The 26,101-nt window shown below is 72.8% G+C and carries 23 protein-coding genes and 1 riboswitch; of the genes, 17 read left to right on the plus strand and 6 right to left on the minus strand.

Features of this window, described 5'->3' with window-relative positions:
• Positions 1-8 precede the first annotated feature (8 nt).
• Positions 9-779 carry a hypothetical protein gene (locus ACZ6B1_RS09805; RefSeq protein ID WP_468776541.1) on the minus strand — a complete coding sequence of 257 codons (771 nt, stop codon included), beginning with the start codon at positions 777-779 and terminating at the stop codon, positions 9-11.
• Positions 780-1,061: 282 nt separating this feature from the next.
• On the opposite strand from ACZ6B1_RS09805, the gene purN reads away from it, so the two are divergent.
• Positions 1,062-1,700, plus strand: coding sequence for a phosphoribosylglycinamide formyltransferase (gene purN / locus ACZ6B1_RS09810; protein ID WP_468776543.1), 639 nt, complete (start codon positions 1,062-1,064; stop codon positions 1,698-1,700).
• A complete protein-coding gene (gene purH, locus ACZ6B1_RS09815) occupies positions 1,697-3,268 on the plus strand; it encodes a bifunctional phosphoribosylaminoimidazolecarboxamide formyltransferase/IMP cyclohydrolase (protein ID WP_468776544.1) in 1,572 nt (523 codons plus the stop codon). Before purN ends, purH begins: the two co-directional genes overlap by 4 nt.
• A gap of 80 nt (positions 3,269-3,348) precedes the next feature.
• On the opposite strand, the gene ACZ6B1_RS09820 is transcribed toward purH, so the two are convergent.
• Entirely contained in the window at positions 3,349-3,978 is a 630-nt protein-coding gene (locus ACZ6B1_RS09820) for an RDD family protein (protein WP_468776546.1), read from the minus strand.
• Between the two features lie 278 nt (positions 3,979-4,256).
• On the opposite strand from ACZ6B1_RS09820, the gene ACZ6B1_RS09825 reads away from it, so the two are divergent.
• From ACZ6B1_RS09825 to ACZ6B1_RS09880, 12 genes are all read left to right on the plus strand, one after another.
• Positions 4,257-5,111: a bifunctional methylenetetrahydrofolate dehydrogenase/methenyltetrahydrofolate cyclohydrolase gene (locus ACZ6B1_RS09825; RefSeq protein WP_468776548.1), complete on the plus strand. Its 855-nt coding sequence runs from the start codon at positions 4,257-4,259 to the stop codon at positions 5,109-5,111.
• Positions 5,101-5,574, plus strand: coding sequence for a DUF3017 domain-containing protein (locus ACZ6B1_RS09830; RefSeq protein ID WP_468776550.1), 474 nt, complete (start codon positions 5,101-5,103; stop codon positions 5,572-5,574). Before ACZ6B1_RS09825 ends, ACZ6B1_RS09830 begins: the two co-directional genes overlap by 11 nt.
• A gap of 449 nt (positions 5,575-6,023) precedes the next feature.
• Positions 6,024-7,205 (plus strand): helix-turn-helix domain-containing protein, encoded by a 1,182-nt coding sequence (locus tag ACZ6B1_RS09835; protein ID WP_468776551.1) that lies wholly within the window; start codon positions 6,024-6,026, stop codon positions 7,203-7,205.
• A gap of 393 nt (positions 7,206-7,598) precedes the next feature.
• The gene (locus ACZ6B1_RS09840) at positions 7,599-8,588 is read left to right on the plus strand and encodes a malate dehydrogenase (RefSeq protein ID WP_468776553.1); all 990 of its coding nucleotides are present in this window, start codon (positions 7,599-7,601) and stop codon (positions 8,586-8,588) included.
• Positions 8,589-8,761: 173 nt separating this feature from the next.
• Entirely contained in the window at positions 8,762-10,537 is a 1,776-nt protein-coding gene (locus tag ACZ6B1_RS09845) for a hypothetical protein (RefSeq protein ID WP_468776554.1), read from the plus strand.
• Entirely contained in the window at positions 10,524-10,877 is a 354-nt protein-coding gene (locus tag ACZ6B1_RS09850) for a hypothetical protein (protein ID WP_468776556.1), read from the plus strand. Before ACZ6B1_RS09845 ends, ACZ6B1_RS09850 begins: the two co-directional genes overlap by 14 nt.
• A gap of 10 nt (positions 10,878-10,887) precedes the next feature.
• A complete protein-coding gene (locus ACZ6B1_RS09855) occupies positions 10,888-12,012 on the plus strand; it encodes a hypothetical protein (RefSeq protein WP_468776557.1) in 1,125 nt (374 codons plus the stop codon).
• A 179-nt stretch (positions 12,013-12,191) separates the two neighbouring features.
• A complete protein-coding gene (locus tag ACZ6B1_RS09860; RefSeq protein ID WP_468776559.1) occupies positions 12,192-13,712 on the plus strand; it encodes an aldehyde dehydrogenase family protein in 1,521 nt (506 codons plus the stop codon).
• Between the two features lie 71 nt (positions 13,713-13,783).
• Positions 13,784-15,316: a GMC family oxidoreductase gene (locus tag ACZ6B1_RS09865; protein ID WP_468776561.1), complete on the plus strand. Its 1,533-nt coding sequence runs from the start codon at positions 13,784-13,786 to the stop codon at positions 15,314-15,316.
• Positions 15,313-16,470, plus strand: a complete 1,158-nt coding sequence (locus ACZ6B1_RS09870) for a quaternary amine ABC transporter ATP-binding protein (RefSeq protein ID WP_468776562.1) — start codon at positions 15,313-15,315, stop codon at positions 16,468-16,470. The genes ACZ6B1_RS09865 and ACZ6B1_RS09870 overlap by 4 nt, the downstream gene beginning before the upstream one ends.
• A complete protein-coding gene (locus tag ACZ6B1_RS09875) occupies positions 16,470-18,416 on the plus strand; it encodes an ABC transporter permease (protein WP_468776564.1) in 1,947 nt (648 codons plus the stop codon). Before ACZ6B1_RS09870 ends, ACZ6B1_RS09875 begins: the two co-directional genes overlap by 1 nt.
• Position 18,417: 1 nt before the next feature.
• Positions 18,418-19,377: an ABC transporter substrate-binding protein gene (locus ACZ6B1_RS09880; RefSeq protein WP_468776566.1), complete on the plus strand. Its 960-nt coding sequence runs from the start codon at positions 18,418-18,420 to the stop codon at positions 19,375-19,377.
• A gap of 6 nt (positions 19,378-19,383) precedes the next feature.
• On the opposite strand, the gene ACZ6B1_RS09885 is transcribed toward ACZ6B1_RS09880, so the two are convergent.
• Positions 19,384-20,106, minus strand: a complete 723-nt coding sequence (locus ACZ6B1_RS09885; RefSeq protein WP_468776567.1) for an isocitrate lyase/PEP mutase family protein — start codon at positions 20,104-20,106, stop codon at positions 19,384-19,386.
• Positions 20,107-20,132: 26 nt separating this feature from the next.
• Positions 20,133-20,633 (minus strand): carboxymuconolactone decarboxylase family protein, encoded by a 501-nt coding sequence (locus ACZ6B1_RS09890; RefSeq protein WP_468776569.1) that lies wholly within the window; start codon positions 20,631-20,633, stop codon positions 20,133-20,135.
• A gap of 46 nt (positions 20,634-20,679) precedes the next feature.
• Between ACZ6B1_RS09890 and pdxR the strand changes: the two genes are divergently transcribed.
• Entirely contained in the window at positions 20,680-22,068 is a 1,389-nt protein-coding gene (pdxR, locus tag ACZ6B1_RS09895; RefSeq protein ID WP_468776571.1) for a MocR-like pyridoxine biosynthesis transcription factor PdxR, read from the plus strand.
• Between the two features lie 73 nt (positions 22,069-22,141).
• On the opposite strand, the gene ACZ6B1_RS09900 is transcribed toward pdxR, so the two are convergent.
• Positions 22,142-22,972 (minus strand): DMT family transporter, encoded by an 831-nt coding sequence (locus ACZ6B1_RS09900; protein WP_468777464.1) that lies wholly within the window; start codon positions 22,970-22,972, stop codon positions 22,142-22,144.
• Positions 22,973-23,090: 118 nt separating this feature from the next.
• On the opposite strand from ACZ6B1_RS09900, the gene ACZ6B1_RS09905 reads away from it, so the two are divergent.
• Both ACZ6B1_RS09905 and ACZ6B1_RS09910 read left to right on the plus strand, forming a co-directional pair.
• On the plus strand, positions 23,091-23,444 hold the full coding sequence (locus ACZ6B1_RS09905) for a hypothetical protein (RefSeq protein ID WP_468776573.1): 354 nt from the start codon (positions 23,091-23,093) through the stop codon (positions 23,442-23,444).
• 13 nt (positions 23,445-23,457) lie between these two features.
• The gene (locus ACZ6B1_RS09910; protein ID WP_468776575.1) at positions 23,458-24,642 is read left to right on the plus strand and encodes a glutathionylspermidine synthase family protein; all 1,185 of its coding nucleotides are present in this window, start codon (positions 23,458-23,460) and stop codon (positions 24,640-24,642) included.
• 31 nt (positions 24,643-24,673) lie between these two features.
• Here ACZ6B1_RS09910 and rocD read toward each other — a convergent pair whose 3' ends face one another.
• Positions 24,674-25,879 carry an ornithine--oxo-acid transaminase gene (gene rocD / locus ACZ6B1_RS09915; protein WP_468776577.1) on the minus strand — a complete coding sequence of 402 codons (1,206 nt, stop codon included), beginning with the start codon at positions 25,877-25,879 and terminating at the stop codon, positions 24,674-24,676.
• Positions 25,880-25,992: 113 nt separating this feature from the next.
• Positions 25,993-26,083, plus strand: a riboswitch (ZMP/ZTP riboswitch).
• Positions 26,084-26,101 lie beyond the last annotated feature (18 nt).

Consider the following 26,101-nt stretch of genomic DNA (forward strand, 5'->3'; position numbering starts at 1 on the left):
AGAGCGCCTCAGCCGTCGCCGACCCCGAGCACCCCGCGCAGCTCCTTCGGCAGGTGCTGCTCGCAGGACTGCTTGGCCTGGTGGGTCAGGGCGTCGCTGACACAGGTGTAGTAGTCGCTGTAGACGAGCTGGACCGTGAAGGTCGCGCCCACCAGGAGCAGGGCCAGGCCGGCCGTGACCAGGCCGCTGATCGCAGCCGTGGTCTGCGGGCGGGCGCCCGGCGCCGGGGCGGGGGTGTCCGGGCCCGGGTTGCGGGGCTTGGCGCGCAGGGCGCTGATGCCCCAGTACACGGCCAGCGCGCCCAGCAGCAGCGCCACGTACGGCCAGCTGAACAGCGCGAAGAAGACGGCCCACATGCCGGACAGCAGTGCGTAGCGCGCGCGGCGCTGGGCCGGGTCCGCCGGGTCCCAGCGCGTGCCGGGGCCGGTAGGGCCGCCCGGTCCGGGGCCCTCGGGCCGGCTGCCGGGACGCTCACCGAAGCCGCCGGCGGAGCGGCCGGGCTGGCGGTCGCTCCACTGGCTGCCCCACGGGGGCTCGTCCTGCGGGCCCGGGGAACCCTCGGGGTGACGTGGCCGCCACGGCTGGTCCGGGGTGCCCTCCGGCGGTGGCGCGAACGGGTTGTCGTCCTTCCGCTCGCCACCCTGCCCGTCGCCGTCCCGGCCGCCCGACGGTGCCTCGGGCGGCGAGGCCGGCCGCTCCCGGAGCAGCACGCCGGCACGCTCGCCTCGCTGGGCCCCGAGGGGCGGGAACGTGAGGAGTCGCAGGCTGCGATCGGGCATCAGAAGAGCGTCTTCCCCTAGGTGAGCGCGGCTGTCCGCGTTGAGCTTCCACCCCGTGAACGCGCCGCATGGCGACCGCGTTCCCGGGGCTGCTCCTTCGTGATTCCCTCCGAACGCTACCTTCCGGCCACGCCCCCGTCCCGAGGGGGCCTTCCGGAGTGCCGGTATCGTTGCTGACGGTCGGCCGCTTCGTAGACTTCCCCGTATCCCGGGGCGCGAAGCATTGGTACGAACGTACAAACCGCCGGCCGGACATGTCGCTCACCGAGAAAGGGCCCCGCCGTGGCCGCCACCCCCGCTGGCCGAGCGGTCAAGCGCCTCGTCGTGCTGGTCTCCGGATCCGGCACCAACCTCCAGGCGCTCCTGGACGAGATCGAGCGCACCGGAGCCGAGGAGTACGGCGCGCGGATCGTCGCCGTCGGGGCCGACCGCGCCGGTGTCGAGGGGCTCGCCCGCGCCGAGCGGGCCGGACTGCCGACCTTCGTGTGCCGGGTGAAGGACCACGCGACCAGGGAGGGGTGGGACGCGGCCCTCGCCGAGGCCGTGGCCGCGCACCGGCCCGACCTCGTGGTCTCCGCCGGCTTCATGAAGATCGTCGGCAAGGAGTTCCTCACGCGGTTCGGCGGGCGGTTCGTCAACACCCACCCGGCCCTGCTGCCCAGTTTTCCCGGGGCCCACGGCGTGCGCGACGCACTCGCGTACGGCGCCAGGGTCACCGGCTGCACCGTCCACTTCGTCGACGACGGCGTCGACACCGGGCCGATCATCGCCCAGGGCGTGGTCGAGGTCCGGGACGAGGACGACGAGAGCGCGCTGCACGAGCGCATCAAGGAAGTCGAGCGAAGGCTGCTCGTCGAGGTCGTGGGGCGGCTCGCCCGCAACGGCTATCGCATTGAGGGACGAAAGGTAGTTATCCAGTGACCGCCACCGCCGAGAGCACCAAGCGGCCCATTCGCCGGGCGCTCGTCAGCGTCTACGACAAGACCGGCCTGGAAGACCTCGCGCGCGGCCTGCACGAGGCCGGTGTCGAGCTGGTCTCCACCGGCTCCACGGCCGGCCGAATCGCCGCCGCCGGTGTCCCCGTCACCAAGGTCGAGGAGCTGACCGGGTTCCCCGAGTGCCTGGACGGCCGGGTCAAGACGCTGCACCCCAGGGTGCACGCGGGCATCCTCGCCGACCTGCGGCTGGACAGCCACCGCGAGCAGCTCGCCGAGCTGGGCGTGGAGCCGTTCGACCTGGTCGTCGTCAACCTCTACCCCTTCCGCGAGACCGTCGCCTCAGGTGCCTCGGACGACGAGTGCGTGGAGCAGATCGACATCGGCGGCCCGTCGATGGTCCGCGCCGCCGCCAAGAACCACCCGTCGGTGGCCGTGGTGACCAGCCCGGAGCGGTACGCCGACGTCCTCGCCGCCGCGGCGGCCGGCGGCTTCGACCTCGCCACCCGCAAGCGGCTCGCCGCCGAGGCCTTCCAGCACACGGCCGCCTACGACGTGGCCGTCGCCTCCTGGTTCGCCTCCTCCTACGCCCCCGTCGACGAGTCGTCGTTCCCGGACTTCCTCGGCGCGACCTGGGAGCGCGCGCACACCCTGCGCTACGGCGAGAACCCGCACCAGCCGGCCGCCCTCTACGTCGAGGCCGGCGGCGCCGGCCTCGCGCAGGCCGAGCAGCTCCACGGCAAGGAGATGTCGTACAACAACTACACGGACACGGACGCCGCCCGCCGTGCCGCGTACGACCACGACGAGCCCTGCGTCGCGATCATCAAGCACGCCAACCCCTGCGGCATCGCGGTCGGCGCGGACGTCGCCGAGGCGCACCGCAAGGCGCACGCCTGCGACCCGGTCTCCGCGTACGGCGGCGTCATCGCCGTGAACCGCCCGGTCAGCAAGGAGATGGCCGAGCAGGTCGCGGAGATCTTCACCGAGGTCATCGTCGCGCCCGGGTACGAGGAGGGGGCCCTGGAGGCCCTCGCCAAGAAGAAGAACATCCGGGTCCTGAAGGCCCCGAACGGCCCGGCCGACCCGGTCGAGGTCAAGGCGGTCGACGGCGGCGTGCTGCTGCAGGTGACCGACCGGCTGCAGGCCGAGGGCGACGACCCGGCCAACTGGACGCTCGCCAGCGGCGAGGCCCTGGGCGAGGCCGAGCTGGCCGAGCTGGCCTTCGCCTGGAAGGCCTGCCGCGCGGTGAAGTCCAACGCGATCCTGCTCGCCAGGGACGGCGCCTCGGTCGGCGTCGGCATGGGCCAGGTCAACCGCGTCGACTCCTGCAAGCTGGCGGTCGAGCGGGCCGGCGAGGAGCGGGCCCGCGGCGCCTACGCGGCCTCCGACGCCTTCTTCCCCTTCCCCGACGGCCCCGAGATCCTCATCGGCGCCGGTGTCCGGGCGATCGTCCAGCCGGGCGGCTCGATCCGTGACGAGCAGGTCGTGGAGGCGGCCAAGAAGGCGGGCGTGACCATGTACTTCACCGGTACGCGCCACTTCTTCCACTGAGCCCGCGGGGCGAACGCCGAAGCGGCCTCCGGCCCCCCTTGGTGGGGGCCGGAGGCCGCTTCGGCGTTCGGGGCCTCAGCTCACTTGACGCGGATCACGACCGAGCCGCAGACCTTGTCGGAGAACGTCTGGCTCTTGGCGTCCCACGCGGGCCAGAGGTAGCCGAGGTAGCAGGGCAGGCCGTCCAGGATGTGGGCGAGCTGGCGCACGAACGCCATGCCGCCGCCGAGCGGCTGGCCGGTCTCCTCCTTGAGCGTGCGGATGCCGACCGCCTTCTTGCCGACGGTCTGGCCGGTCCTGCCCTCCTGTATCACCTGCCAGACGAACAGGCCGGCCAGGCCGAGGAAGCCGATGATCGCCAGGACCGGGGTGTTCTTGCCCGCGAGCATGACGGCGTACGGCACCGCGTACAGCAGCGTGTCGAGCAGCCTGCTGAGGAACCGCTGACCCCAGTTCGCGTACTGCGGCTGCATCCCGTACCCGCCCTGCTGGGGGTAACCCGGGTAACCCGGCTGCTGGGGGTAGCCGTAGCCCTGCTGCGGCGGGACACCCTGCGGAGCCTGCGGGTAACCGGGCTGCTGGGGGTAGCCGTAGCCCTGCTGCGGCGGCACGCCCTGCGGAGCCTGCGGGTACCCGGGCTGCTGCGGTTGACCGTAACCCTGCTGCGGGTCCTGCGGCTGACCATAGGGGTTGGGCGAGCCGAAACTCATGGCGGATTTCCTCCGTTGAATCTGCGGGGACGACGCGGAAGGAACGGAGGTACGTCAGGATCTGAGCGGTTTTGCCCCCCAACCGGACCGCGATACTGCGCCGTTCATCGTCGTCGGGGAGACGAGTTCTTGTCCAGCCGGATTCGCGATGCGTTGTGCAAGTGCAACATCGTCGATCATGTCCGGACATCCGGGACCGGCACCAGGAGCCGTCCCAGGTGCCGGACGGCGGGGACCCGGATTGGATCCGGGAGCCGGTCATCCGCGAGGATGGGTGCATGACCGCCCAGATTCTCGATGGCAAGGCCACCGCAGCCGCGATCAAGTCCGATCTGACCGTCCGCGTGGCGGCGCTGAAGGAGAGGGGCGTCACGCCCGGCCTCGGCACGATCCTGGTCGGGGAGGACCCCGGCAGCCAGAAGTACGTCGCCGGCAAGCACCGCGACTGCGCCCAGGTCGGCATCGCCTCCATCCAGCGCGAGCTGCCCGCCACGGCCACCCAGGAGGAGATCGAGGCGGTCGTCCGGGAGCTGAACGAGGACCCGGCCTGCACCGGCTACATCGTGCAACTCCCGCTGCCCAAGGGCATCGACGAGAACCGCGTCCTGGAGCTGATGGACCCGGCCAAGGACGCCGACGGCCTGCACCCGATGAACCTCGGCCGTCTCGTGCTGAACGAGCCGGCGCCGCTGCCCTGCACCCCCAACGGCATCATCAGCCTGCTGCGGGCCCACGGCGTCGAGATCAAGGGCGCCGAGGTCGTGGTCGTCGGCCGCGGCGTCACCATCGGCCGCCCGATGCCGCTGCTGCTCACCCGGCGCAGCGAGAACGCCACCGTGACCCAGTGCCACACCGGCACCCGTGATCTGTCCGCCCACCTCAAGCGGGCCGACATCATCATCGCGGCGGCCGGCTTCCCGCACCTGATCCGCGCCGAGGACGTCAAGCCGGGCGCGGCCGTGCTGGACGTCGGCGTCTCGCGCAACGCCGAGGGCAAGATCGTCGGAGACGTCCACCCGGACGTGACCGGGGTGGCCGCCTGGATCTCCCCGAACCCGGGCGGTGTGGGCCCCATGACCCGGGCGCAGCTGCTGGTCAACGTGGTCGAGGCGGCGGAGCGCAGTGCCGGCTGAGGACGACCGCACGGTGGCCGGGCCGACGGCTCGCGACGCGATCAGCGCCCCCGACGCCGAGGGGCGCCCGCGGCGCGTCACGCGCCGCTTCCCGCTGTTCACCAGGGACACCGCGCGCCCCGAGGGCGGCGGCCGGGCCGCCCCGGGCGACGCCCCGGCGCCCGCCCGGCAGTGGCCGATGCTCGTCGTGCTGTCCACCGTCGCGCTCGGCCTGCTGCTGACCGCGCTCGACGTGTTCCGCTACGGCACCCTGCTGATCGGCGCCGCCCTGCTGGCCGGCGCCGCCCTGCGCTGGGCGCTGCCGAGCGTCGGCATGCTCGCCGTCCGCTCGCGGTTCACGGACATCGTCACCTACGGCGTCCTGGGTCTCGCGATCGTGCTGCTGGCGATGACGGTCCAGCCCAACCCCTGGCTGAGCATTCCGTTCCTCAAGGACGTACTGCACTTCACGCTGACCAAGTAGTGCCACCGGCGGGGCCCTTGACGGGCCGCCCGGCGGCCGGCGCCGTGGAACGGCGGCCCGTCCCCTCCCCCGAGCAAGGACGGACCGCCGTCAGGACGTAAGCCTTCCCTGCCGTGAACGGCCAGTTCAACGGCTGTCCGCACGCTGTGGCACGGAAGTGACCGTTCCGCTACGGTGTCCGCGCACTGCCACATGTGGGCGGGCCGTGTCGCTGTCCCGGTGAATCGGCGCTACGTTACGAAGGCTCCGTGGAGGCGGGTGCCCGGCCGGTGGAACCGGTGCTCCCGTGCGACCCCCCCTCCGGGAACTGGGATCCTTGGTCGGCGCATCCCTGTGGGTAGGCCAGAACGATGTCGCGCCGGGAACGGACCGGACCGGCGCGAGGGCCCCGCGCGGGGAACGGCGCGGGGAACCAACAGCACCAACCGGGGGGAAGAGGGGGAAGCACGATGCCTCGATGGAAAGCCTTGCCGGACGAGCTGGATCCGCAGATCAAGGAGTTCACGAGCCAGTTGCGGGCGCTCGTGGACCGCAGCGGCCTGAGCATCGCGGCGCTGGCGGACCGGACCGGCTACAGCAAGACGTCCTGGGAGCGTTATCTGGGCGGCCGGCTCCTCGCGCCCAAGGGCGCGATCGTGGCGCTCGCCGAGGTCACCGGCACCCACCCGGTCCACCTCACCACGATGTGGGAGCTGGCCGAGCGGGCCTGGAGCCGTGCGGAGATGCGGCACGACCGGACCATGGAGCAGATTCGTATCTCCCAGGCACGCGCCGCGCTCGGGGAGTTCGGGGCGGCCGAGGCGGAGGCCCAGGGGGCGGGCGGTACGCGGACGGCCCACCGGGGCGCCGGCACCACCGCGGTCCCGGGTGCCGCCGCCCCCGCCGGCACGCCGCCGCGGGTTCCGGCCCAGCCGACGGCGTCCGACGCCGACGACCGCGAGCGGGCGGGCCACGGCCCGGCCCCCGAGGTCAACTCCTGGGGTCTGGCGGGCTACGAGGGCCCGTCGCGGGCGAGCGGCCGCCCGGGTACGCGTCCCGTGCCCACGCCGGACGGCGCGGGCCAGCCGCCGGTTGCGCCGCCCCCGTACGGCGGGCAGCAGCCGCCGAGCCCCGCGGGCAATCGTTCCGCCAACGGGTCCGGCGGCAAGCGGCGGCTGACGATGTTCCTCGCGGGTGCCGGCGTCGTCCTCGTCGTCGTCGCGGCCGTGTCCCTGCTCACGCACCGGGGCGGCGCCAAGGGCGAGAGCGCCACGAAGTCGCCCTCCCCGACCGCCAGCACCCGCCCCAGCCTGCCCGCCGGGGTCAAGTGCGCCGGCTCGGCCTGCACCGGCAAGGACGCGGAGGCGATGGGCTGCAGCGGCAGCCTGGTGACCACCGCGAAGACGGCCACCGTCGGCACCACCACCCTCGAGGTCCGCTACAGCCGGACCTGCGGCGCGGCCTGGGGGCGGATAACCGGCGGCGTCCAGGGCGACCAGGTCCAGGTCTCGGCCGGCAAGGCGCGCCAGAAGGGCGACATCACCACCGCCGGGGACACCATCGCCTACACGCCGATGGTCGCCGTGAAGGACACGACCGAGGCCGAGGCCTGCGCGACCCTCGCCTCCGGGCAGACGGGCTGCACGAAGTAGCGGCTGCGCGAAGCGGCGGTCCGGCGGGCGGGACGGAAGCGGGGCCGGCGGGCGGGAGGTAAGCGGAAGGGCCCGTTCGGGTGGATTTCCCGGGCGGGGCGCATGAGCCCCGGGAACCTGGGCACGCGAACCGTACCCCCACGGGAGTCCGGCAGTCCGGTACCCCCACCGGCGGCCGCCCCCGTCCCCTCTCCCGGACGGGCGGCCGCCGCCCCGCGCCCCCCGTGACCCGCTCCCGCGACCCGGCGGCACGACTTGTGGGCTGGGCCACAGGGCCCCGGACGTCTCGCATGGCGGATGCGCGATAGCCTGACCGCTGGATTCTCTTGACGCCAAGAGATCGATCATCCGGGGCCGTGCCGCCCCACCGCCAGCTGTCATACGGAGAACGCCATGACCCGCACTCCCGTGAACGTCACCGTCACCGGCGCGGCCGGCCAGATCGGTTACGCCCTGCTCTTCCGCATCGCCTCCGGCCAGCTGCTCGGCGCGGACGTGCCGGTCAAGCTGCGCCTCCTGGAGATCACGCCGGCGCTGAAGGCCGCCGAGGGCACGGCCATGGAGCTGGACGACTGCGCCTTCCCGCTCCTTCAGGGCATCGAGATCAGCGACGACCCGAACGTCGCCTTCGACGGTGCCAACGTGGCCCTGCTCGTCGGCGCCCGCCCCCGCACCAAGGGCATGGAGCGCGGCGACCTGCTCGAGGCCAACGGCGGCATCTTCAAGCCGCAGGGCAAGGCCATCAACGACCATGCCGCGGACGACATCAAGGTCCTGGTCGTCGGCAACCCGGCCAACACCAACGCGCTGATCGCCCAGGCCGCCGCGCCGGACGTACCGGCCGAGCGCTTCACCGCGATGACCCGCCTCGACCACAACCGCGCGCTGACCCAGCTCGCGAAGAAGACGGGCTCGACGGTCGCCGACATCAAGCGCCTGACCATCTGGGGCAACCACTCCGCCACCCAGTACCCGGACATCTTCCACGCCACGGTCGCCGGCAAGAACGCCGCCGAGGTCGTGAACGACGAGAAGTGGCTGGCCGAGGACTTCATCCCGACCGTCGCCAAGCGCGGCGCCGCGATCATCGAGGCCCGTGGCGCCTCGTCCGCCGCCTCCGCCGCCAACGCCGCCATCGACCACGTGCACACGTGGGTCAACGGCACCGCCGAGGGCGACTGGACCTCCATGGGCATCCCGTCGGACGGCTCCTACGGCGTCCCGGAGGGCCTGATCTCCTCCTTCCCGGTCACCACCAAGGACGGCAAGTACGAGATCGTCCAGGGCCTGGACGTCAACGAGTTCTCCCGCGCCCGCATCGAGGCCTCCGTCAAGGAGCTCGAGGAGGAGCGCGAGGCGGTCCGCGGTCTCGGCCTCATCTGAGAACGGCCGCGGCGGTGACGCCGTGCACATGAGCGGGCCCCGCTCCGGTTCCTCCGGAGCGGGGCCCGCTCGTACGTGAACGCGGCCCGCCCGGTGTCACACCGTTGCCCTATGCTGATGGTTCGTCAACTCGTCTCTTCACTGAGTGACTCACCACGCCTCGGGGGAATCGCGTGAACACCGCATTCGTGCCGCAGCAACCGCAGCCGACGCCTGCGGCGGCACCGTCCGCAGCGCCGCCCACCCCACCGCACGCCAGCGAGGCCACCCGGCTGCTGTGCGCGGGCACGTACCTGGACCCCGGTTACCGGGACCGGGTGATCGACGAACTGCACCTCAACGAGCAGCGGTTCGTGGCGCCCTCGCTCGGTCACGACGCCGCCCGCGTCCTCGCGCACGCCCTGCGCGCCCGCCGGCAGGAACTCCAGTGGGCCGCGGCGGCCCTCGGCCTCTGGCTGGTGGGAGCGGCCCTGACCCAGGGTCTGCTGGCCCTCTATCTGCTGCCCAGCCTGTATCTCGCGATCGGCGTCTGGATCAGGGGCCGCTCGCCGGTGGCCCCTCTGTACCGCGTGCTGCCCGCCTTCCTCTTCCGCTGGTGGGGCCGCATCCTGTTCGCGCTGCTGCTGGGGTTCACCCTGATCACGGCGTTCGGCGGCGGGGACGACGGCACGTCGTACGACTCCTACGGCAGCTCGTACGACTCGTACGGCTCCTACGGGAGCTCCGACTCGGCGAGCCTGAGCGACATGTTCCTTCCGGGCTCCGGTGGTTCCGGTACCCATTTCAAGCCCTGGCAGGCCTGGGCCACCTTGGTCGTCCTCGCGCTCGTCGCCCTGTGTCTGGCGGGTCAGCGCGGCCAGTTCGCCCGTGTCCTGACCGCCGAGCTGTCCCCGCAGCGCTTCCCCGACGCCGCCGACGACCCCGCCGAGCAGGGCGAGAACCGTCGGTTCCAGTGGCTCAAACACCGCATCCGGACGGAGCAGCACGCACCGCTGATCATGTACCACGAGGCCCGTCCGTTCTGCGGGGCCGGGGAAGCACAGCCGGACTGGGTGCTGGCCGTCGAGCTGAAGCCCGACGCGCTGAAGAAGCGGCAGCAGCCGATCAGCAACCGGCTGGTGCTGGAGAAGATCCGGCCGCTGGTGGAGCGGCTCCGGCTGCCCGCCGAGCACGCGGGGGCCGGGGTGCGCGACCGTCTGCGCTGGCTGGAGATCGACGAGTGCGTGTTCCTGCCCGCGGAGGGCCTGCTGCGCCGCGAGGACGCGCCGTACCAGCCGCAGGCCTTCGAGGAGCACCGGGCGCACGCGGTCGAGGAGGGCGCCGAGAAGCGCCGGCACTTCCTGCGCATCCGCGTCGGCGGCTGGGAGGAGGAACTGGTCGTCACGGTGTTCGTGCGCGTCCACACCCAGGGCCGCATGCTCATGCTGGAGATCGCCCCGCACGTGCTGCCACCGGTGCGCCAGGTCTTCAAGGAGGCCGACCGTACGGCCCACCGGTACCGGCACAACAACCTGCTGGGCAAGGCGGTCTGGGCCATGACCCGGGTGCCGGGCTCGCCGGCCGGGTCGCTGATCGTCCTCGGCCGGGCCGTGGCGTACGGCTGGCGGCTGCTGACGGGCGGGTACGCGAACGCGTTGCCGGACGGGCCCGCGCTGTCCGTCCGGGAGCTGGGCTCGGCCGAGGCCGGTTCGCAGTTCCAGGAGATGGACGCCTCCCGCTACCTCACGAGCATCCAGGACCGGGTGGCGAACGGGGTGCGCGCCGCGCTCGCCGAAGCCGGCTACCAGACCGGTGAGTTCGTCCAGCAGGTCAACAACATCAGCAACGGAGGCGTGCACATCGGCAGTGTCGAGGGCAGCACCTTCGCCGTCGGTGACAACTCCTCCGCCTCCACGACGAACGGCGGCGGCGAGCCGCGGAAGGGAGCCGAAGCCCATGGCGACGAATGAGCCGAGGGTCAGCATCGGCGATGTCTCGCACAGCACCTTCGCCATCGGCGACCGCGCGCACGCCGAGAGCCACCACGGCACGGCCGCGCCACGCGACGCGGCGGCCGAGGAGCTGCTGCTGGCCGTGCGTGAGCTGCGCGCCGATCTGGCACGGGTACGGGCCGACGACCGGACGGCGGAACTCGACGCCGCCCTCGCGGACACGGAGGACGAGATCACTCGCACCGGCCAGGCCACCCCCTCCCGCCGCGAGCGCCTGCGCCGGCTGCTCGACGACTCCCAGGCGCTGGTCGGTCTGCTCGCCTCGGCGGGCACGCTGGCCGGCCTGGTGGGGCTGTGAGGCGGACGCCATGAGCGGGGGAGCGCGGTACTGGAACGAGGAGACGCAGCGCTGGGAGGACGGCGAGCGAGGTCAGGCCGGCGCACCGGTGACCTCGCCGCCGCCGGCCATGCCGGACCGGGCGCCCGTGTGGCCCCCGGCCGGACCTCCGACGGCCGCCGAGGGCGTGGCCGTCCCGCCGGACTCCGTCCGTCGGGAGTCCGCCCCTGCGGCGCCCGCGATGCCCGAGACGGCGCCGCCCGTGCCGCCGTCGCCCTGGCCGGACTCGCCCGCCGCCCCGCACGGCCCCTGGCCGGGCGCCTCCGCCGGCGCCCCGGGCGCACCGAGCGGCCCTGAGGCGGGCGGCGGCGGGGCGGGCTGGTCCTCGCCCGAGTGGCCCGTGCCGCCCGGGCCGGCGCCCGCGCGCACCGGTGGGCCGAGCCGGAGAACGGTCTGGACCGTCGTCGTGGGCGCCGCCGTGGTCGGTGTCGCCGCGAGCCTCGTGCTGACCCTCGTGGTCGGGTCCGGTGATCACGACCGGCGCGCACCGGCGGCCGGCTCGCCGAGCGCCTCCGCGGTCACGGACTCCCCGGAGCCGTCCGGCGACCCGTCCGGCTCCGCGTCCTCGACGGAGGACGTGGCCACGCCCGCCGCCTCCGCGAGCCCGCTGCCCGCCGACTGGGAGTCGTACGACGACGACGAGGGCTTCCGGATCGCACGCCCCAAGGGATGGTCGCGGTCCACGCTGCCCTCCTCGTACGGCATCAGGATCGTCAACTACCGCAGCCCGGACCAGAAGCACCGGCTGCAGATCTACCAGGTGGCGGAGGCGTCCCCGGACGAGTCGTTCGAGATCTACCTGTCCGACGGAACCGCCAAGCCGCCGGGGTTCCAGAAGCTCTCCCTGCTGAATCTCGACGAAGGCGACTTCATCGGCTCACGCATGGAGTACCTGGCCGACAGCATCAAGGGCGAACCGGACGTCGGCGCCTGGCACGTCTACGACGAGCGCTTCATGGCGGTGGACGGGCGGATCTACGCCGTCGCCGCCTACGGGCCCGACAAGGACGGCGGCGACGACGAGCTGAAGCTGCTCGACACCGCCCTGAGCGGGTTCTGCCCGCCCGATACGGGCTGTGACGCGCCTATGGACTGAGCGCACCGCGCTAAATAGCCTGTTTCTGTCCGTTTTCGCATGACTTTTCAGTGACGCCGCGCACTGCGCGCCACTGTTTTGGCATGCATGCCCGGGTTGCGGGAAGGCGGCGACGGTCTCTGAGCACGCCGCCTGCGTGACACATGGGAACCGAACAGGAACGGAAGGCAACACCGATCATGGCGGACACAACGGAACGACAGGACCAGGCGACCATCCACGCGGGAGGGGAATGGCTGGCAGCGGCCTCCGGCGCGACGCGCGAAATCCTCGACCCCGCGGACGCCCGGCGGTTCGCCCTGGTCGCGGAGGGTGACGAGAAGGACGCGGAACGGGCGGTGGCCGCCGCCCGGCAGGCCTTCGACCACGGCCCCTGGCCCGGCACGCCGGTCGCCGAGCGCGCCGCGCTCCTGCGCCGCGTCGCCGACCTCCTCGTGCGCGACCGCGAGGAGCTCGGCCTGCTGGAGAGCCGGGACGCCGGCAAGACCGTCGAGGAGGGCCGCGTCGACATCGACTGCGTCGCCGACGCCTTCCGCTACTTCGCCGACCTGGTCGCGGGCGAGGCGCCCGGCCGGGTGGTCGACGCCGGCTCGCCCGACATCCACAGCGTCGTCGTCCACGAACCGGTCGGCGTCTGCGCGCTCATCACCCCCTGGAACTACCCGCTGCTCCAGGCGAGCTGGAAGATCGCCCCCGCGCTCGCGGCCGGCAACACCTTCGTGATCAAGCCCAGCGAGATCACCCCGATGACGACCATCGCACTGATCGACCTGCTCCGCGAGGCCGGTCTGCCCGCCGGTGTCGCCAACCTGGTCACCGGCCCCGGCCACACCGTGGGCGCCCGGCTGGCCGAGCACCCCGACGTCGACCTGGTCTCCTTCACCGGTGGCCTGGTCAGCGGCACCAAGGTCGCCCAGGCCGCCGCCCCCACCGTCAAGAAGGTCGCCCTCGAACTCGGCGGCAAGAACCCCAACGTGGTCTTCGCCGACGCCTGCGCCACCGAGGAGGGCTTCGACACCGCCGTCGACCAGGCCCTCAACGCCGCCTTCATCCACAGCGGCCAGGTCTGCTCGGCGGGCGGCCGGCTGATCGTCGAGGAGTCCGTCCGGGACCGCTTCGTCGCCGAACTCGCCCGCCGCGCCCAGCGGATCAGGCTCGGCCGGGGCACCGAGGACGGCGTCGAGTGCGGCCCGCTCGTCTCCGCGCAGCAGCGCGCCAAGGTCGAGGCGTACGTCGCCTCCGCGCTCGAGGAGGGCGCGGTGCTGCGCTGCGGCGGCAAGCGTCCCGAGCCGTCCGAGACCCGGCCGGAGAGCGGCTACTTCTACGAGCCGACCGTCCTCGACGCCTGCCACCGCGAGATGCGGGTCGTCCGCGAGGAGGTCTTCGGCCCGGTCCTCACCGTCGAGACCTTCCGCACCGAGGACGACGCGGTGTTCCTCGCCAACGACACCGAGTACGGCCTCGCGGGAGCCGTCTGGACCGCCGACGCGGGCCGCGCCCGGCGCGTCGCGGGACGGCTGCGCCACGGCACCGTCTGGATCAACGACTTCCACCCCTACCTGCCGCAGGCGGAGTGGGGCGGCTTCGGCAAGAGCGGCACCGGACGTGAACTCGGCCCCGCCGGCCTCGCCGAGTACCGCGAGACCAAGCACGTCTACCAGAACCTGGCGCCGAAGCCGGTGCGCTGGTTCGCCGGCTGAGCCCCCACCAGCCCCGCCGGCGAACCGCATTCCGCACCCTGAACTTCCCACCCCCCAGGAGTAACCACCCGATGCCCGATCACACCCACGAATTCGACTACGTCGTCATCGGCGGCGGAACGGCCGGTTCCGTCATCGCCTCACGGCTGACAGAGAACCCGGACGTGACCGTCGCCGTCATCGAGGGCGGCCCGAGCGACGTCGGCCGCGACGACGTGCTGACGCTGCGCCGCTGGATGGGCCTGCTCGGCGGTGAACTCGACTACGACTACCCGACCACCGAACAGCCCCGCGGAAACTCGCACATCCGGCACAGCCGGGCCCGGGTGCTGGGCGGCTGCTCCTCCCACAACACCCTCATCTCCTTCAAGCCGCTCCCGTCCGACTGGGACGAGTGGGAGGAGGCCGGCGCCAAGGGCTGGGGGGCCGTACCCATGGAGGCGTACTTCGCCCGCCTGAAGAACAACATCGTCTCCGTCGACGAGAAGGACCGCAACGCCATCGCCCGCGACTTCGTCGACGCCGCGCAGACCGCGCTCGACGTCCCGCGCGTCGAGGGCTTCAACAAGAAGCCGTTCACCGAGGGCGTCGGCTTCTTCGACCTCGCCTACCACCCCGAGAACAACAAGCGCTCCTCCGCGTCGGTGGCGTATCTGCACCCCGTCATGGACGAACGCCCCAACCTCCACATCCTGCTGGAGACCTGGGCGTACCGGCTGGAGCTGGACGGCACCCGCGCCGAAGGCGTGCACGTGCGGACCAAGGACGGCGAGGAACTGCTGATACGGGCCCGCAACGAGGTCGTGCTGTGCGCGGGCGCCGTCGACTCGCCCCGCCTGCTGATGCACTCCGGCATCGGGCCGCGCGAGGACCTGGAGGCGCTCGGCATCCCCGTCGCGCACGACCTGCCCGGCGTCGGCGAGAACCTGCTCGACCACCCCGAGTCGGTGATCGTCTGGGAGACGAACGGGCCGATCCCGGAGAACTCCGCGATGGACTCGGACGCGGGCCTGTTCGTGCGCCGCGACCCCGAACACCAGGGCCCGGACCTGATGTTCCACTTCTACCAGATCCCGTTCACCGACAACCCGGAGCGACTGGGCTACCAGCGGCCGGAGTTCGGCGTCTCGATGACCCCGAACATCCCCAAGCCGAAGAGTCGCGGCCGCCTCTACCTCACCAGCGCCGACCCGTCCGTGAAGCCCGCACTGGACTTCCGCTACTTCACCGACGAGGACGACTACGACGCGCGGACCCTGGTCGACGGCATCCGCATCGCCCGTGAGATCGCCAAGGCCGAGCCGCTGGCCGGCTGGCTCAAGCGCGAGGTCTGCCCCGGCCCGGAGGTGCAGGACGACGCCGAACTGAGCGAGTACGCCCGCAAGGTCGCGCACACCGTCTACCACCCGGCCGGTACCTGCCGCATGGGCGCGGCCGAGGACCCGCTCGCCGTCGTCGACCCGGAGCTGCGCGTCCGCGGCCTCGACGGCATCCGTATCGCCGACGCCTCCGTCTTCCCGACCATGACGGCGGTCAATCCGATGATCGGGGTGCTCATGGTCGGGGAGAAGGCCGTCGATCTGATCGGAGGTGACGCGCGATGACGCTCACCGTTCCCACCCGTAAGCCGCCCACCACCGACGCCCCCGTCTTCTCGGTCGACGGACTGTGGAAGGTGTTCGGCGCCAAGGCCGGCCGCGTCCCGGGCGACCCGGAGCTGAACAACCTCAGCCCCGCCGACCTGCGCTCCCGCACCGGCTGCACGGCCGCCGTCCGGGACGTCTCCTTCGACGTGCGCCGGGGCGAGGTCTTCGTGGTGATGGGCCTGTCCGGCTCCGGCAAGTCCACCCTCGTGCGCTGTCTGACCCGGCTCATCGAGCCAACCGCCGGAACCATAGCCATCGACGGCGAGGACGTGCGCGCCATGGACCGGACGCGCCTGCGCGAACTGCGCCGCCACCGGGCCGCGATGGTCTTCCAGCACTTCGGCCTGCTCCCGCACCGCACGGTCCTCGACAACGTCGCCTACGGCCTGGAGATCCAGGGCGTCGGCCGGGCCGAGCGGCGCGAGCGGGCCGCCGAGGTGGTCGCCAAGGTCGGCCTCGAAGGCATGGAGAAGCGCCGCCCCGCCCAGCTCTCCGGGGGCCAGCGCCAGCGCGTCGGACTCGCCCGCGCGCTCGCCGTCGACCCCGAGGTCCTCCTCTTCGACGAGCCGTTCAGCGCCCTCGACCCGCTGATCCGGCGCGACATGCAGGAGGAGGTGGCCCGCCTGCACAGCGAGGAGGGCCGCACGATGGTCTTCATCACCCACGACCTCTCCGAGGCGCTGAAGCTCGGCGACCGCATCGCCCTGATGCGCGACGGCCGTGTCGTCCAGCTCGGCACCCCCGAGGAGATCGTCTCCGCCCCGGCCGACGACTACGTCCGCGAGTTCGTCCGGGACGTGCCGCGCGAGCAGGTGGTGACCTGCCGCAGCGCCATGCGCCCCGCATCCCTGGAGGAGGCGGGCAACGGCCCAGCCGTCCGCCCGGAGGCCACCGTCGCCGAGGCCATCGAGGCGGTGGCCCGTGCCGGCGCCCCGGCCCGCGTGATGGACGAGGGCAAGTGCGTCGGAGTGGTCGGCCACGAGCAACTGCTGAGCGTGGTCGCGGGCACCGGGTCCACGCCGGCCGCCGGCGACGGCGCGGACGCCGCCGCACCCTTCCCGGGCGGGGAGGCGTCCCCGCCCGCCCTGAGCACCGGCACGGAGGGCGTCTGATGGCAACGGTCACCGCGACAGCCCCCCGCACGCACCTCCCCGGCTTCCTGAGACACCGCGCGGCGGCCAAGCTCCTCCTGCTGGCCGTAGCCGCGGCGGTCCTCGTGCCCCTGGTCAACAGTCGCTGGGGCAGCGCGTCCTGGCCCGGCGCCCTCACCGTCGACCTCTCCAAGCCCCTGGCCGATGCCAGCGACTGGGTGATCGACAACCGCGACAGCCACCCGCTGTTCCTCTACTTCTTCGGCTACATCAGCAACGCGGTCGTCCTGTCCGTACGCGCCGTCTACCTCACCCTGCTCGCCGCGGGCTGGGCCGGCGTCACCGCCTTCGGGGCCCTGGTCGCCTGGCGCGTCGCCGGTGTCCGGCTGGCCGCAGGTACGGCCGCCGCCCTGCTGGCCTGCGGAGTGCTCGGCATGTGGGTGCCGACCATGCAGACCCTGGCCCTCATGGTGGTCGCGGTCCTCGCCTCCGTGGCCGTCGGCGCCCTGCTCGGTCTGGCCGCCGGCCTCTCCGACCGGATGAACCGCGCGCTGCGCCCGGTGCTGGACACCATGCAGGTGCTCCCGGCGTTCGCCTACCTCCTCCCCGTCGTCCTGGTCTTCGGCATCGGCGTGCCCGCGGCCGTGCTCGCCACCGTCGTCTACGCCGCCCCGCCGATGGCCCGGCTCACCGCGCTCGGTCTGCGCGGAGCCGACCCCGAGGTCCTGGAGGCCGTGGAGTCGCTCGGAGCCACCGCCCGCCAGCGGCTGCTGACGGCCCGTATCCCGCTGGCCCGCAAGGAACTCCTGCTCGGCCTCAACCAGACGATCATGATGGCCCTGTCCATGGCCGTCATCGCCTCCGTCATCGGCGCCGGCGGCCTCGGCGACCGCGTCTACCAGGCCCTCGCCTCCGTCGACGTGGGCGCGGCCCTCGCCGCGGGCATCCCGATCGTGCTGCTGGCGGTCGTCCTGGACCGCGTCACCGCGGCGGCCGGCAAGGGCACCACGGGGGCAGGCCGCCCCCGCACCATCGGCTGGCCCTACGCCCTCGCCGTCACCGTGGCCGTCGCCCTGGCCGCCCGGCTCCTCGGCGCCCTCGACTGGCCCGGCGGCTGGACCCTGCCGATCGCCGAGCCGGTCAACCGCGCCGTCGACTGGATGACGGCCCACCTGTACTCAGGTGTCCCGGTGGTCGGCGGCACCGCCGACTGGGCGGGCCACTTCACCACCTGGGTGCTCGACCCGGTCCGCGACGGACTGCAGTGGCTGCCCTGGTGGGCCGTGCTGCTGATCGTCGCCGCGCTGGCCTGGCTGATCGGCACCTGGCGCACCGCCCTGACCGCCGTCCTCGCCATGGCCGCGATCGGTGTGCTCGGGGTGTGGAAGCCGTCCCTCGACACCCTCTCCCAGGTGCTCGCCGCCGTCGCCGTCACCCTCGTCCTGGGCTTCGCCACCGGCATCGCCGCTGCCCGCAGCGACCGCGTGGAACGGGCGCTGCGTCCCGTGCTGGACGTCTTCCAGACGATGCCGCAGTTCGTGTACCTGATCCCGGTCGTCGCCCTGTTCGGCGTCGGCCGCGCCCCGGCCGTCGCCGCTGCCGTCGTGTACGCCCTGCCGGCCGTCGTCCGGATCACCGCCCAGGGTCTGCGCCAGGTCGATCCGGCCGCCCTGGAGTCCGCGCGCTCGCTCGGCGCGACCGGCCGCCAGCAGCTCTGGCAGGTGCAGTTGCCGCTGGCCCGCCGCTCGCTGCTGCTCGCCGTCAACCAGGGCGTGGTCCTGGTCCTCGCCGTCGTCATCATCGGCGGCCTGGTCGGCGGTGGCGCCCTCGGCTACGACGTCGCCTTCGGCCTCGCCCAGGGCGACCTGGCGACCGGTCTGGTGGCCGGCGCTGCCATCGTCTGCCTGGGCCTCATGCTCGACCGGGTGACCCAGCCCACCGAACGGCGCGCGAAGAAGGGAGCGTGACATGCGATTCCGTACGACTCTGACGGTGACCGCGGGTGTGTCCGCCCTCGCGCTGCTCACCGGGTGCGGTGCCGCCGACATGACCAAGCAGGCCAGCCCCTTCGCCAACGCGCGGGGCTCGAAGACGGTCACCCTGTCCGTGCAGTCCTGGGTGGGAGCCCAGTCCAACGTGGCCGTCGCCCAGTACCTGCTGGAGCACAAGCTGGGCTACCGCGTCGACACCGTCCAGGTCGACGAGGTGCCCGCCTGGGACGCGCTCAGCCAGGGCCGGGTCGACGCGATCCTGGAGGACTGGGGCCACCCGGACCAGGAGAAGCGGTACGTCGAGGAGAAGAAGACGATCGCCCCCGGCGGCGGCCTCGGGGTGACCGGGCACATCGGCTGGTACGTCCCCACCTACCTGGCCAAGCAGCACCCGGACATCACCGACTGGCACAACCTGAACAAGTACGCCCCCCTCTTCCGCACCGCGGAGAGCGGCGGCAAGGGCCAGCTCATGGACGGCTCCCCGTCCTACGTCACCAACGACAAGGCGCTGGTGCAGAACCTGAAGCTCGACTACCAGGTCGTCTTCGCCGGTTCCGAGGCGGCGCAGATCACCCAGATGAAACAGTTCGCCAAGGACAAGAAGCCCTTCCTGACGTACTGGTACGCGCCGCAGTGGCTGTTCAAGAAGGTCCCCATGACGGAGGTGAAGCTGCCGCCGTACAAGGAGGGCTGCGACGCGGACACGGCCAAGATCACCTGCGCCTACCCGCACACCCCGCTGCAGAAGTACCTCAACTCCGGCTTCGCGAAGACCGGTGGCGAGGCGGCGGCCTTCCTGAAGAAGTTCAAGTGGACGACCGAGGACCAGAACGAGGTCTCCCTGATGATCGCCGACCAGAAGCTGAGCCCGCAGGAGGCGGCGAAGAAGTGGGTGGACAGCCACCCGTCCGTCTGGAAGAAGTGGCTGTCCTGAGCCGGCTCAACGCAGTCCGGCGACGATCTCGCCCAGCGCGGCCGCGGCCCGTCGCTGGAGTCCCGGACCGAACGTGACGCGCGTGGCCCCGAGTTCGCCGAGCACGGCGGGCGAGGGGCCCTCGCCGTCCAGCCGGGCCACCATGTTGAGCGGGCCCTGGATGCCCGACCGCAGCAGCGGCAGCACATCGGCCGGCGCGAGGATCGGGTACACGCAGTCCGCGCCCGCCGCCACGTACAGCGCGGCACGGGCGATGGTCTGTTCGGGATCGCCGTCGCCGTGGACGAAGGTGTCGACCCGGGCGTTGACGAACAGCCGGTCGGCGGCGGCGGAGCGGACCTCGGCGAGGTACTCGGCGTGCTCGTGCGGGTCCTTGAGGACACCCCCCGCTCCCGAGTCCTCGATGTTGCAGCCCACCGCGCCCGCCTCCAGCAGCCGCTCCACCAGTTCCTTCGGCGCGAGCCCGTACCCGCCCTCGACGTCCGCCGACACCGGCACGTCCACCGCCCGGGTGATCCGGGCCACCGCCGCGAACATCTCGTCGGCGGGGGTGTCGCCGTCCTCGTAGCCGAGCGAGGCGGCGACCCCGGCACTGGGAGTGGCCAGCGCCGGGAACCCGGCCTCGACGCAACTGCGGGCGCTCGCCGCGTCCCACGGGCCGGGGAGCACCAGCGGGTCGCCCTGGGGGCGCCGGCGGTGCAGCGCGCGGAACAGGTCCGCCCCGCTCACGGCCGGCGACTGTTCGGCGGGGCGGCTCACGCGTGCTGTCCGGGCTGGTAGTGGCCCGGGGCCATCCGGGTCGTCACGCCGAAGCGGTTCCACGCGTTGATCACCGTGATCGCGGCGATCAGCCGCGCCAGCTCGCCCTCCTCGAACCGCTTGGCGGCCCGGTCGTACACCTCGTCCGGCACGAATCCCTCGGTCAGCACGGTGACCGCCTCGGTCAGCTCGATCGCTGCCAGCTCCTTCTCCGTGTAGAAGTGCCGGGACTCCTCCCAGGCGCTGAGCTGCACGATCCGCTCCACGCTCTCGCCCGCCGCGAGCGCGTCCTTGGTGTGCATGTCGAGGCAGAAGGCGCAGTGGTTGAGCTGTGAGGCGCGGATCTTCACCAGCTCGTACAGCTTGGGGTCCAGGCCCTGCCTGGCGGCGGTGTCCAGGCGGACCATCGCCTTGTAGACCTCGGGCGCGTGCCGGGCCCACTCCAGGCGCGGGGCGTGTTCGGTGGCGTACTCCACGGTTTCCTGTGCGCTGCTCATGGTTCGACCCTAGGAGCGGGGCAGCCCAGGAGTATGGTCCATTTACATGGCGAATTCCTGGGCCAATCTGGGCGTGGACCTCCATCTCGAACCGGCCGGGACCGGCGGGCTGCGCCGCGGTCTCACCGACGCGCTGCGGGACGCGGTCCGCACCGGCCGCCTCGCCCCCGGCACCCGGCTGCCGGCCTCCCGGTCCCTCGCCGGTGACCTCGGCATCGCCCGCAACACCGTCGCCGAGGCCTACGCCGACCTGGTCGCCGAGGGCTGGCTCACCGCCCGCCAGGGCTCCGGCACCCGGGTGGCGGAGCGGGCGGTGGTCCCGCCCGCGGCGCAGGCGCCCCGGCGCCGACCGCCGGGCCGCCCGGCGTACAGCCTCGTCCCCGGCACCCCCGACCTCGCCGCCTTCCCGCGCACCGAGTGGCTCAAGGCCGCCCGCCGCGCCCTGGCCACCGCCCCCTTCGACGCCCTCGGCTACGGCGACCCGCGCGGCCGCCCCGAACTGCGCGCCGCGCTCGCCGGTTACCTCGCCCGCGTCCGGGGCGTCCGCGCCGAGCCCGGGACGATCCTGATCACCGCCGGCTTCTCGCACGCCCTGCGCGTCCTCGGCACGCTGCTGCGGGCCCGCGGGGTGCGCTCGGTGGCGGTGGAGTCCTACGGGCTCGAGGCACACTGGGCCCTGCTGCGCGACGCGGGTCTCGCCACGCCCGCCCTGCCGTACGACGAACTGGGCACCGACACGGGCGCGTTGACCGGTGAGGGAGCCGTACTCCTCACGCCGGCCCACCAGTTCCCCATGGGCACGGCCCTGCACCCTGACCGGCGGACGGCGGTGGTGGAGTGGGCGCGGCGCACCGGCGCCCTGGTCCTGGAGGACGACTACGACGGCGAGTTCCGCTACGACCGCCAGCCCGTCGGCGCCCTCCAGGGCCTGGACCCCGGCCGGGTCGTCCACCTCGGCACCACCAGCAAGTCCCTCGCTCCCGGCCTCAGGCTGGGCTGGATGGTGCTGCCGCCCTCGCTGGTGGAGGAGGCGGCCGCGGCCAAGGGCCGGATCGACACCGTGGGCGTGCTGGACCAGCTCACCCTGGCCGAGTTCCTCACCTCCGGTGCCTACGACCGTCACGTCCGCTCCGCCCGGCTGCGCTACCGGCGCCGCCGTGACGCCCTCGCCGCCGCCGTCGCCGAGCGAGCGCCCGGCGTCCGGGTCACCGGGATCCCGGCCGGGCTGCACGCGGTGCTGCGGCTGCCGCCGGGCAGCGAACAGTCGGTGGTGCAGGCCGCGACGTGGCAGGGCCTGGCCCTGCACGGCCTGGCCTTCCACCGGCACCCCGAAGCCGTGGCCGAACCGGCCGACGCGCTGGTCGTCGGGTACGGAACGCCGCCGGACAGCGCCTGGGCGGGCGCGCTGGAGGCACTGTGCCGGGCACTGCCGTGAGGCGAGGACCTCTCCCTCCTCGGCGGGCTCACTCCGCTCCTGCTTGTGCTCCTGCTCCTGATCCGGAGCGGGCTCACCCCTCCTCCACCGCCACGGCCGGCGCCTCCCCGAACCGCGCCAGTGCCAGCGCCCCCGCCACCGCCACCGCGAACCCGAGCGCCGCCAGCCAGCCCAGGCCCTCCCGGGTGCGGTCGCCGAGCCAGACGACGCCCACCGCCGCCGGGCCGATCGTCTCGCCGATCACCATGCCCGCCGTCGCGGTCGTCACCGAGCCGCGTTGCAGGGCCGAGGTCAGCAGCACGAAGGCGGCGGCGCCGCCGATCAGCAGGGCGTAGAAGGCCGGATTCGTGAGCAGACCGGCCGGCCGCAGCGAGTCGATCAGCCGGACCGACACCTCCACCACCCCGAACCCGAAACCCGCGCCCAGACCCAGCACGAGGGCCCGCATCCGCCCCGAAAGACGCCCGCCCAGCAGGGCCAGCACCGCCATGCCCGCCGCCGTCGCGAGCATCGCCCACTTCAGGGCCTGCGAACCGCCCTCCTCGCCCTCCGGCCCGGACGCCAGGCCCAGCATCGCGAGCCCGGCGCACACCACGCCCACCGCGCCCCACTCGGTGCCGCTGAGCCGCACCCGCAGCAGGCGCGCCGCGACCACCGCCGTCACCGCCAGGCTGGAGGCCAGCGCCGCGCTCACCGCGTAGATCGGGATCGAGCGCAGCGCCGCGATCTGGAACAGGAAGCCCAGTCCGTCCAGCGCGAGACCGGCGAGGTACCGCCACTGCCGCAGGGCCCGCAGCAGCAGGGCGACCTCGCCGCCCCCGCCCGTACCGGCCTCCCGCGCGGCCATCGCCTGCAACACCGTCGCGGTACCGAAGCAGACCGCCGCGCCAAGGGCGCACACCATTCCAAACAGCACGAACCGACTCTAGGCGACGGGGAGATCGCGGGGCCCCTCGCGGGAGCCCGCGCATCCCCGCCTAGGCTGACCGCCGCACACCGCACAGCACACGGGGAGACACCACATGGCGAACACGCGCGCGCGACTGCGCTCCACCACGGTCGTCCTCGGCGGCATGGGACTGCTCGCCGCCGCCCTCACCGCCTGCTCCTCCGCCCCGGACAAGCGCTGCGTGGACCGGGACAGCTACCGCCTCGCCAAGGGCTACAAGGTGGTCTCCGACAAGAACTGCAAGTCCGCCAAGGCCCCGGTGAACGGTTCCTGGTACTACGGCGGCAAGAAGAAGGGCTCCTACGTCACCGGCGGCTCCTTCACCAAGCCGAGCAAGGGCTCGGGCGGCTCCTCGGGCGGCTCCTCAGGGGACGGCGGAGTGCACCGCGGCGGCTTCGGCGGCGGCAAGGGCGGCTCCGGCGGCTGACCGGCACACACCCATGGAACGCCGAACCATCACCCCCCGCCCCGACTGGCAGCGGACCGTCGAGGAACAGGGGCTCGTGTACCCGCTCACCCGCCACCCCGACGGCTCCCTGCGCCCCTACTGGGACGAGAGCGCCTACTACGTCCTCACCCTGGACGAGGTCGAGGCGCTGGAGGAGACCGTCGGGGAACTGCACCGCATGTGCCTGGCCGCCGCCGGGCACATCGTGGCGAAGGACCGATTCGCCGACCTCGGCATCACCGACCCGCGGGTCGTCGCGGCCGTCACCGAGGCCTGGCACCGCCGCGCCGAACTCCCCACGGTCTACGGCCGGTTCGACCTCCGCTACGACGGCACCGGCCCGGCGAAACTGCTGGAGTACAACGCGGACACCCCCACCTCGCTGGTGGAGGCCGCGTCCGCCCAGTGGTTCTGGATGGAGGAGCGCTTCCCCGGCGCCGACCAGTGGAACTCCCTGCACGAGCGTCTGGTCGACGCCTGGCGTGAGCAGGCCGCGCTGCTCCCGCCGGGCCGCCCGCTGCACTTCGCGCACTCCTCGGCCGACGAACTCGGCGAGGACCTGATGACGGTCGCCTATCTGAAGGAGACCGCCGAGCAGGCCGGACTCGCCACCGACTGGATCTCCATGGAGGAGATCGGCTGGGACACCCTCTCCGGCCGGTTCGTGGACAACGGACTGCGGTTCATCCGCGCCGTTTTCAAGCTCTACCCCTGGGAGTGGCTCACCACCGACGCGTTCGCCGGGCACGTCCTCGACACCCTCGACAACGGCGGCGGCAGCGGCACCACCCTGTGGATCGAGCCCGCCTGGAAGATGCTGCTGAGCAACAAGGCCCTGCTGGCCGTCCTCTGGGAGCTGTACCCCGGCCACCCGAACCTGCTCCCCGCCCGTCTCGACGGCCCGCGCGAACTGGCCCGGACCACCGGCTACGTGGCCAAGCCCCTGCTGGGCCGCGAGGGCGAGGGCGTCACCGTGCACGAGGCGGGCGCGCCGGCGGCCGTACGCGACGAGCCCTGCTGCTACCAGCAGCTGGCCCCGCTGCCCGCCTTCGACGGCAACCATGTCGTCCTCGGCGCCTGGACCGTCCGGGACGAACCGGCCGGTCTCGGCATCCGCGAGTCCTCGGGCCTGATCACCGACGGGTACGCCCGCTTCGTGCCCCACGTGGTCCTCTAGGGGCGGTCCCGGACGTTCCGCCGGACGGCCCCTAGCCTCCCAGCACGGCCTCCAGCTGTTCGACACCCCAGTCCAGGTCCTCCTCGGTGATGACCAGCGGCGGCGCGATCCGGACGGTCGAGCCGTGGGTGTCCTTCACCAGCACACCCCGCTCCATCAGCCGCTCCGAGACCTGACGCGCGGTGCCGGCCCGCGGCGCGATGTCCACGCCCGCCCACAGCCCGCGCCCCCGCACCGCCGTCACCGGGCCCGCGCCGAGCAGCCCGCGCAGCCGCCGGTGCAGCCGCTCGCCCAACTCGGCCGCCCGCGCCTGGTACTCGCCGGTCCGCAGCATCGCGATCACCTCCAGCGCCACCGCGCAGGCCAGCGGGTTCCCGCCGAACGTCGACCCGTGCTCGCCCGGCCGGAACACACCGAGCACCTCAGCGCTCGACACCACCGCCGACACCGGCAGGATCCCGCCGCCCAGCGCCTTGCCCAGCACGTACACGTCCGGCACCACCCCCTCGTGCTCGCACGCGAAGGTCCGCCCGGTCCGCCCGAGACCCGACTGGATCTCGTCGGCGACGAAGAGCACGTTCCGCTCCCGGGTCAGCTCCCGCACCCCGGCCAGATAGCCGGCCGGCGGCACGATCACCCCCGACTCGCCCTGGATCGGCTCCAGCAGCACGGCGACGGTGTTCTCGGTGAGTGCCCGCCGCATCGCGGTCAGGTCCCCGTATGGCACGATCTCGAACCCCGGCGTGTACGGCCCGAAGTCCGCCCGGGCCTCCGGATCGGTCGAGAAGCTGATCACCGTCGTCGTACGCCCGTGGAAGTTGCCGCCCGCGACCACCACCTTCGCCATCTCCGCGGGCACCCCCTTCACCCGGTAGCCCCACTTCCGGGCCGTCTTCACCGCGCTCTCCACGGCCTCCGTGCCGGTGTTCATGGGCAGCACCATCTCCATGCCGCACAGCTCGGCCAGCTCGGTGCAGAAGGCCGCGAACCGGTCGTGGTGGAAGGCGCGGGACGTCAGCGTCACCCGCGCGAGCTGCCGCTCGGCCGCCTCGACGAGGCGGCGGTTGCCGTGCCCGAAGTTCAGCGCGGAGTACCCGGCCAGCAGGTCCAGATACCGGCGCCCCGCCACGTCCGTCAGCCACGCACCCTCGGCCGTGGCCACGACGACCGGCAGCGGATGGTAGGTGGGCGCACTGTGCGCGTCGGCGGCGGCGATGAGGTCTTCAGCAGTGGGCACGGCCTCTCCCGGATACGACGGTGACTCTCCCGGACACGACGGTGGCCCCCTTCCTATCCTCGCTCGCATGGTGGACGCGGGATCTCCCCGTTCCGGCGCGCCCGGTAGGCTGATCAGCGGGTCGTGACTGGCGCGCAGGGATGGGACGGACCATCGGGGAGCGACCCGAACGGGAAAACAGTGCCGTGCGCCTGGGCCGAACGTGAACGCTGAACGCACGCC

The sequence above is a fragment of the Streptomyces sp. NPDC041129 genome, from assembly GCF_055592265.1.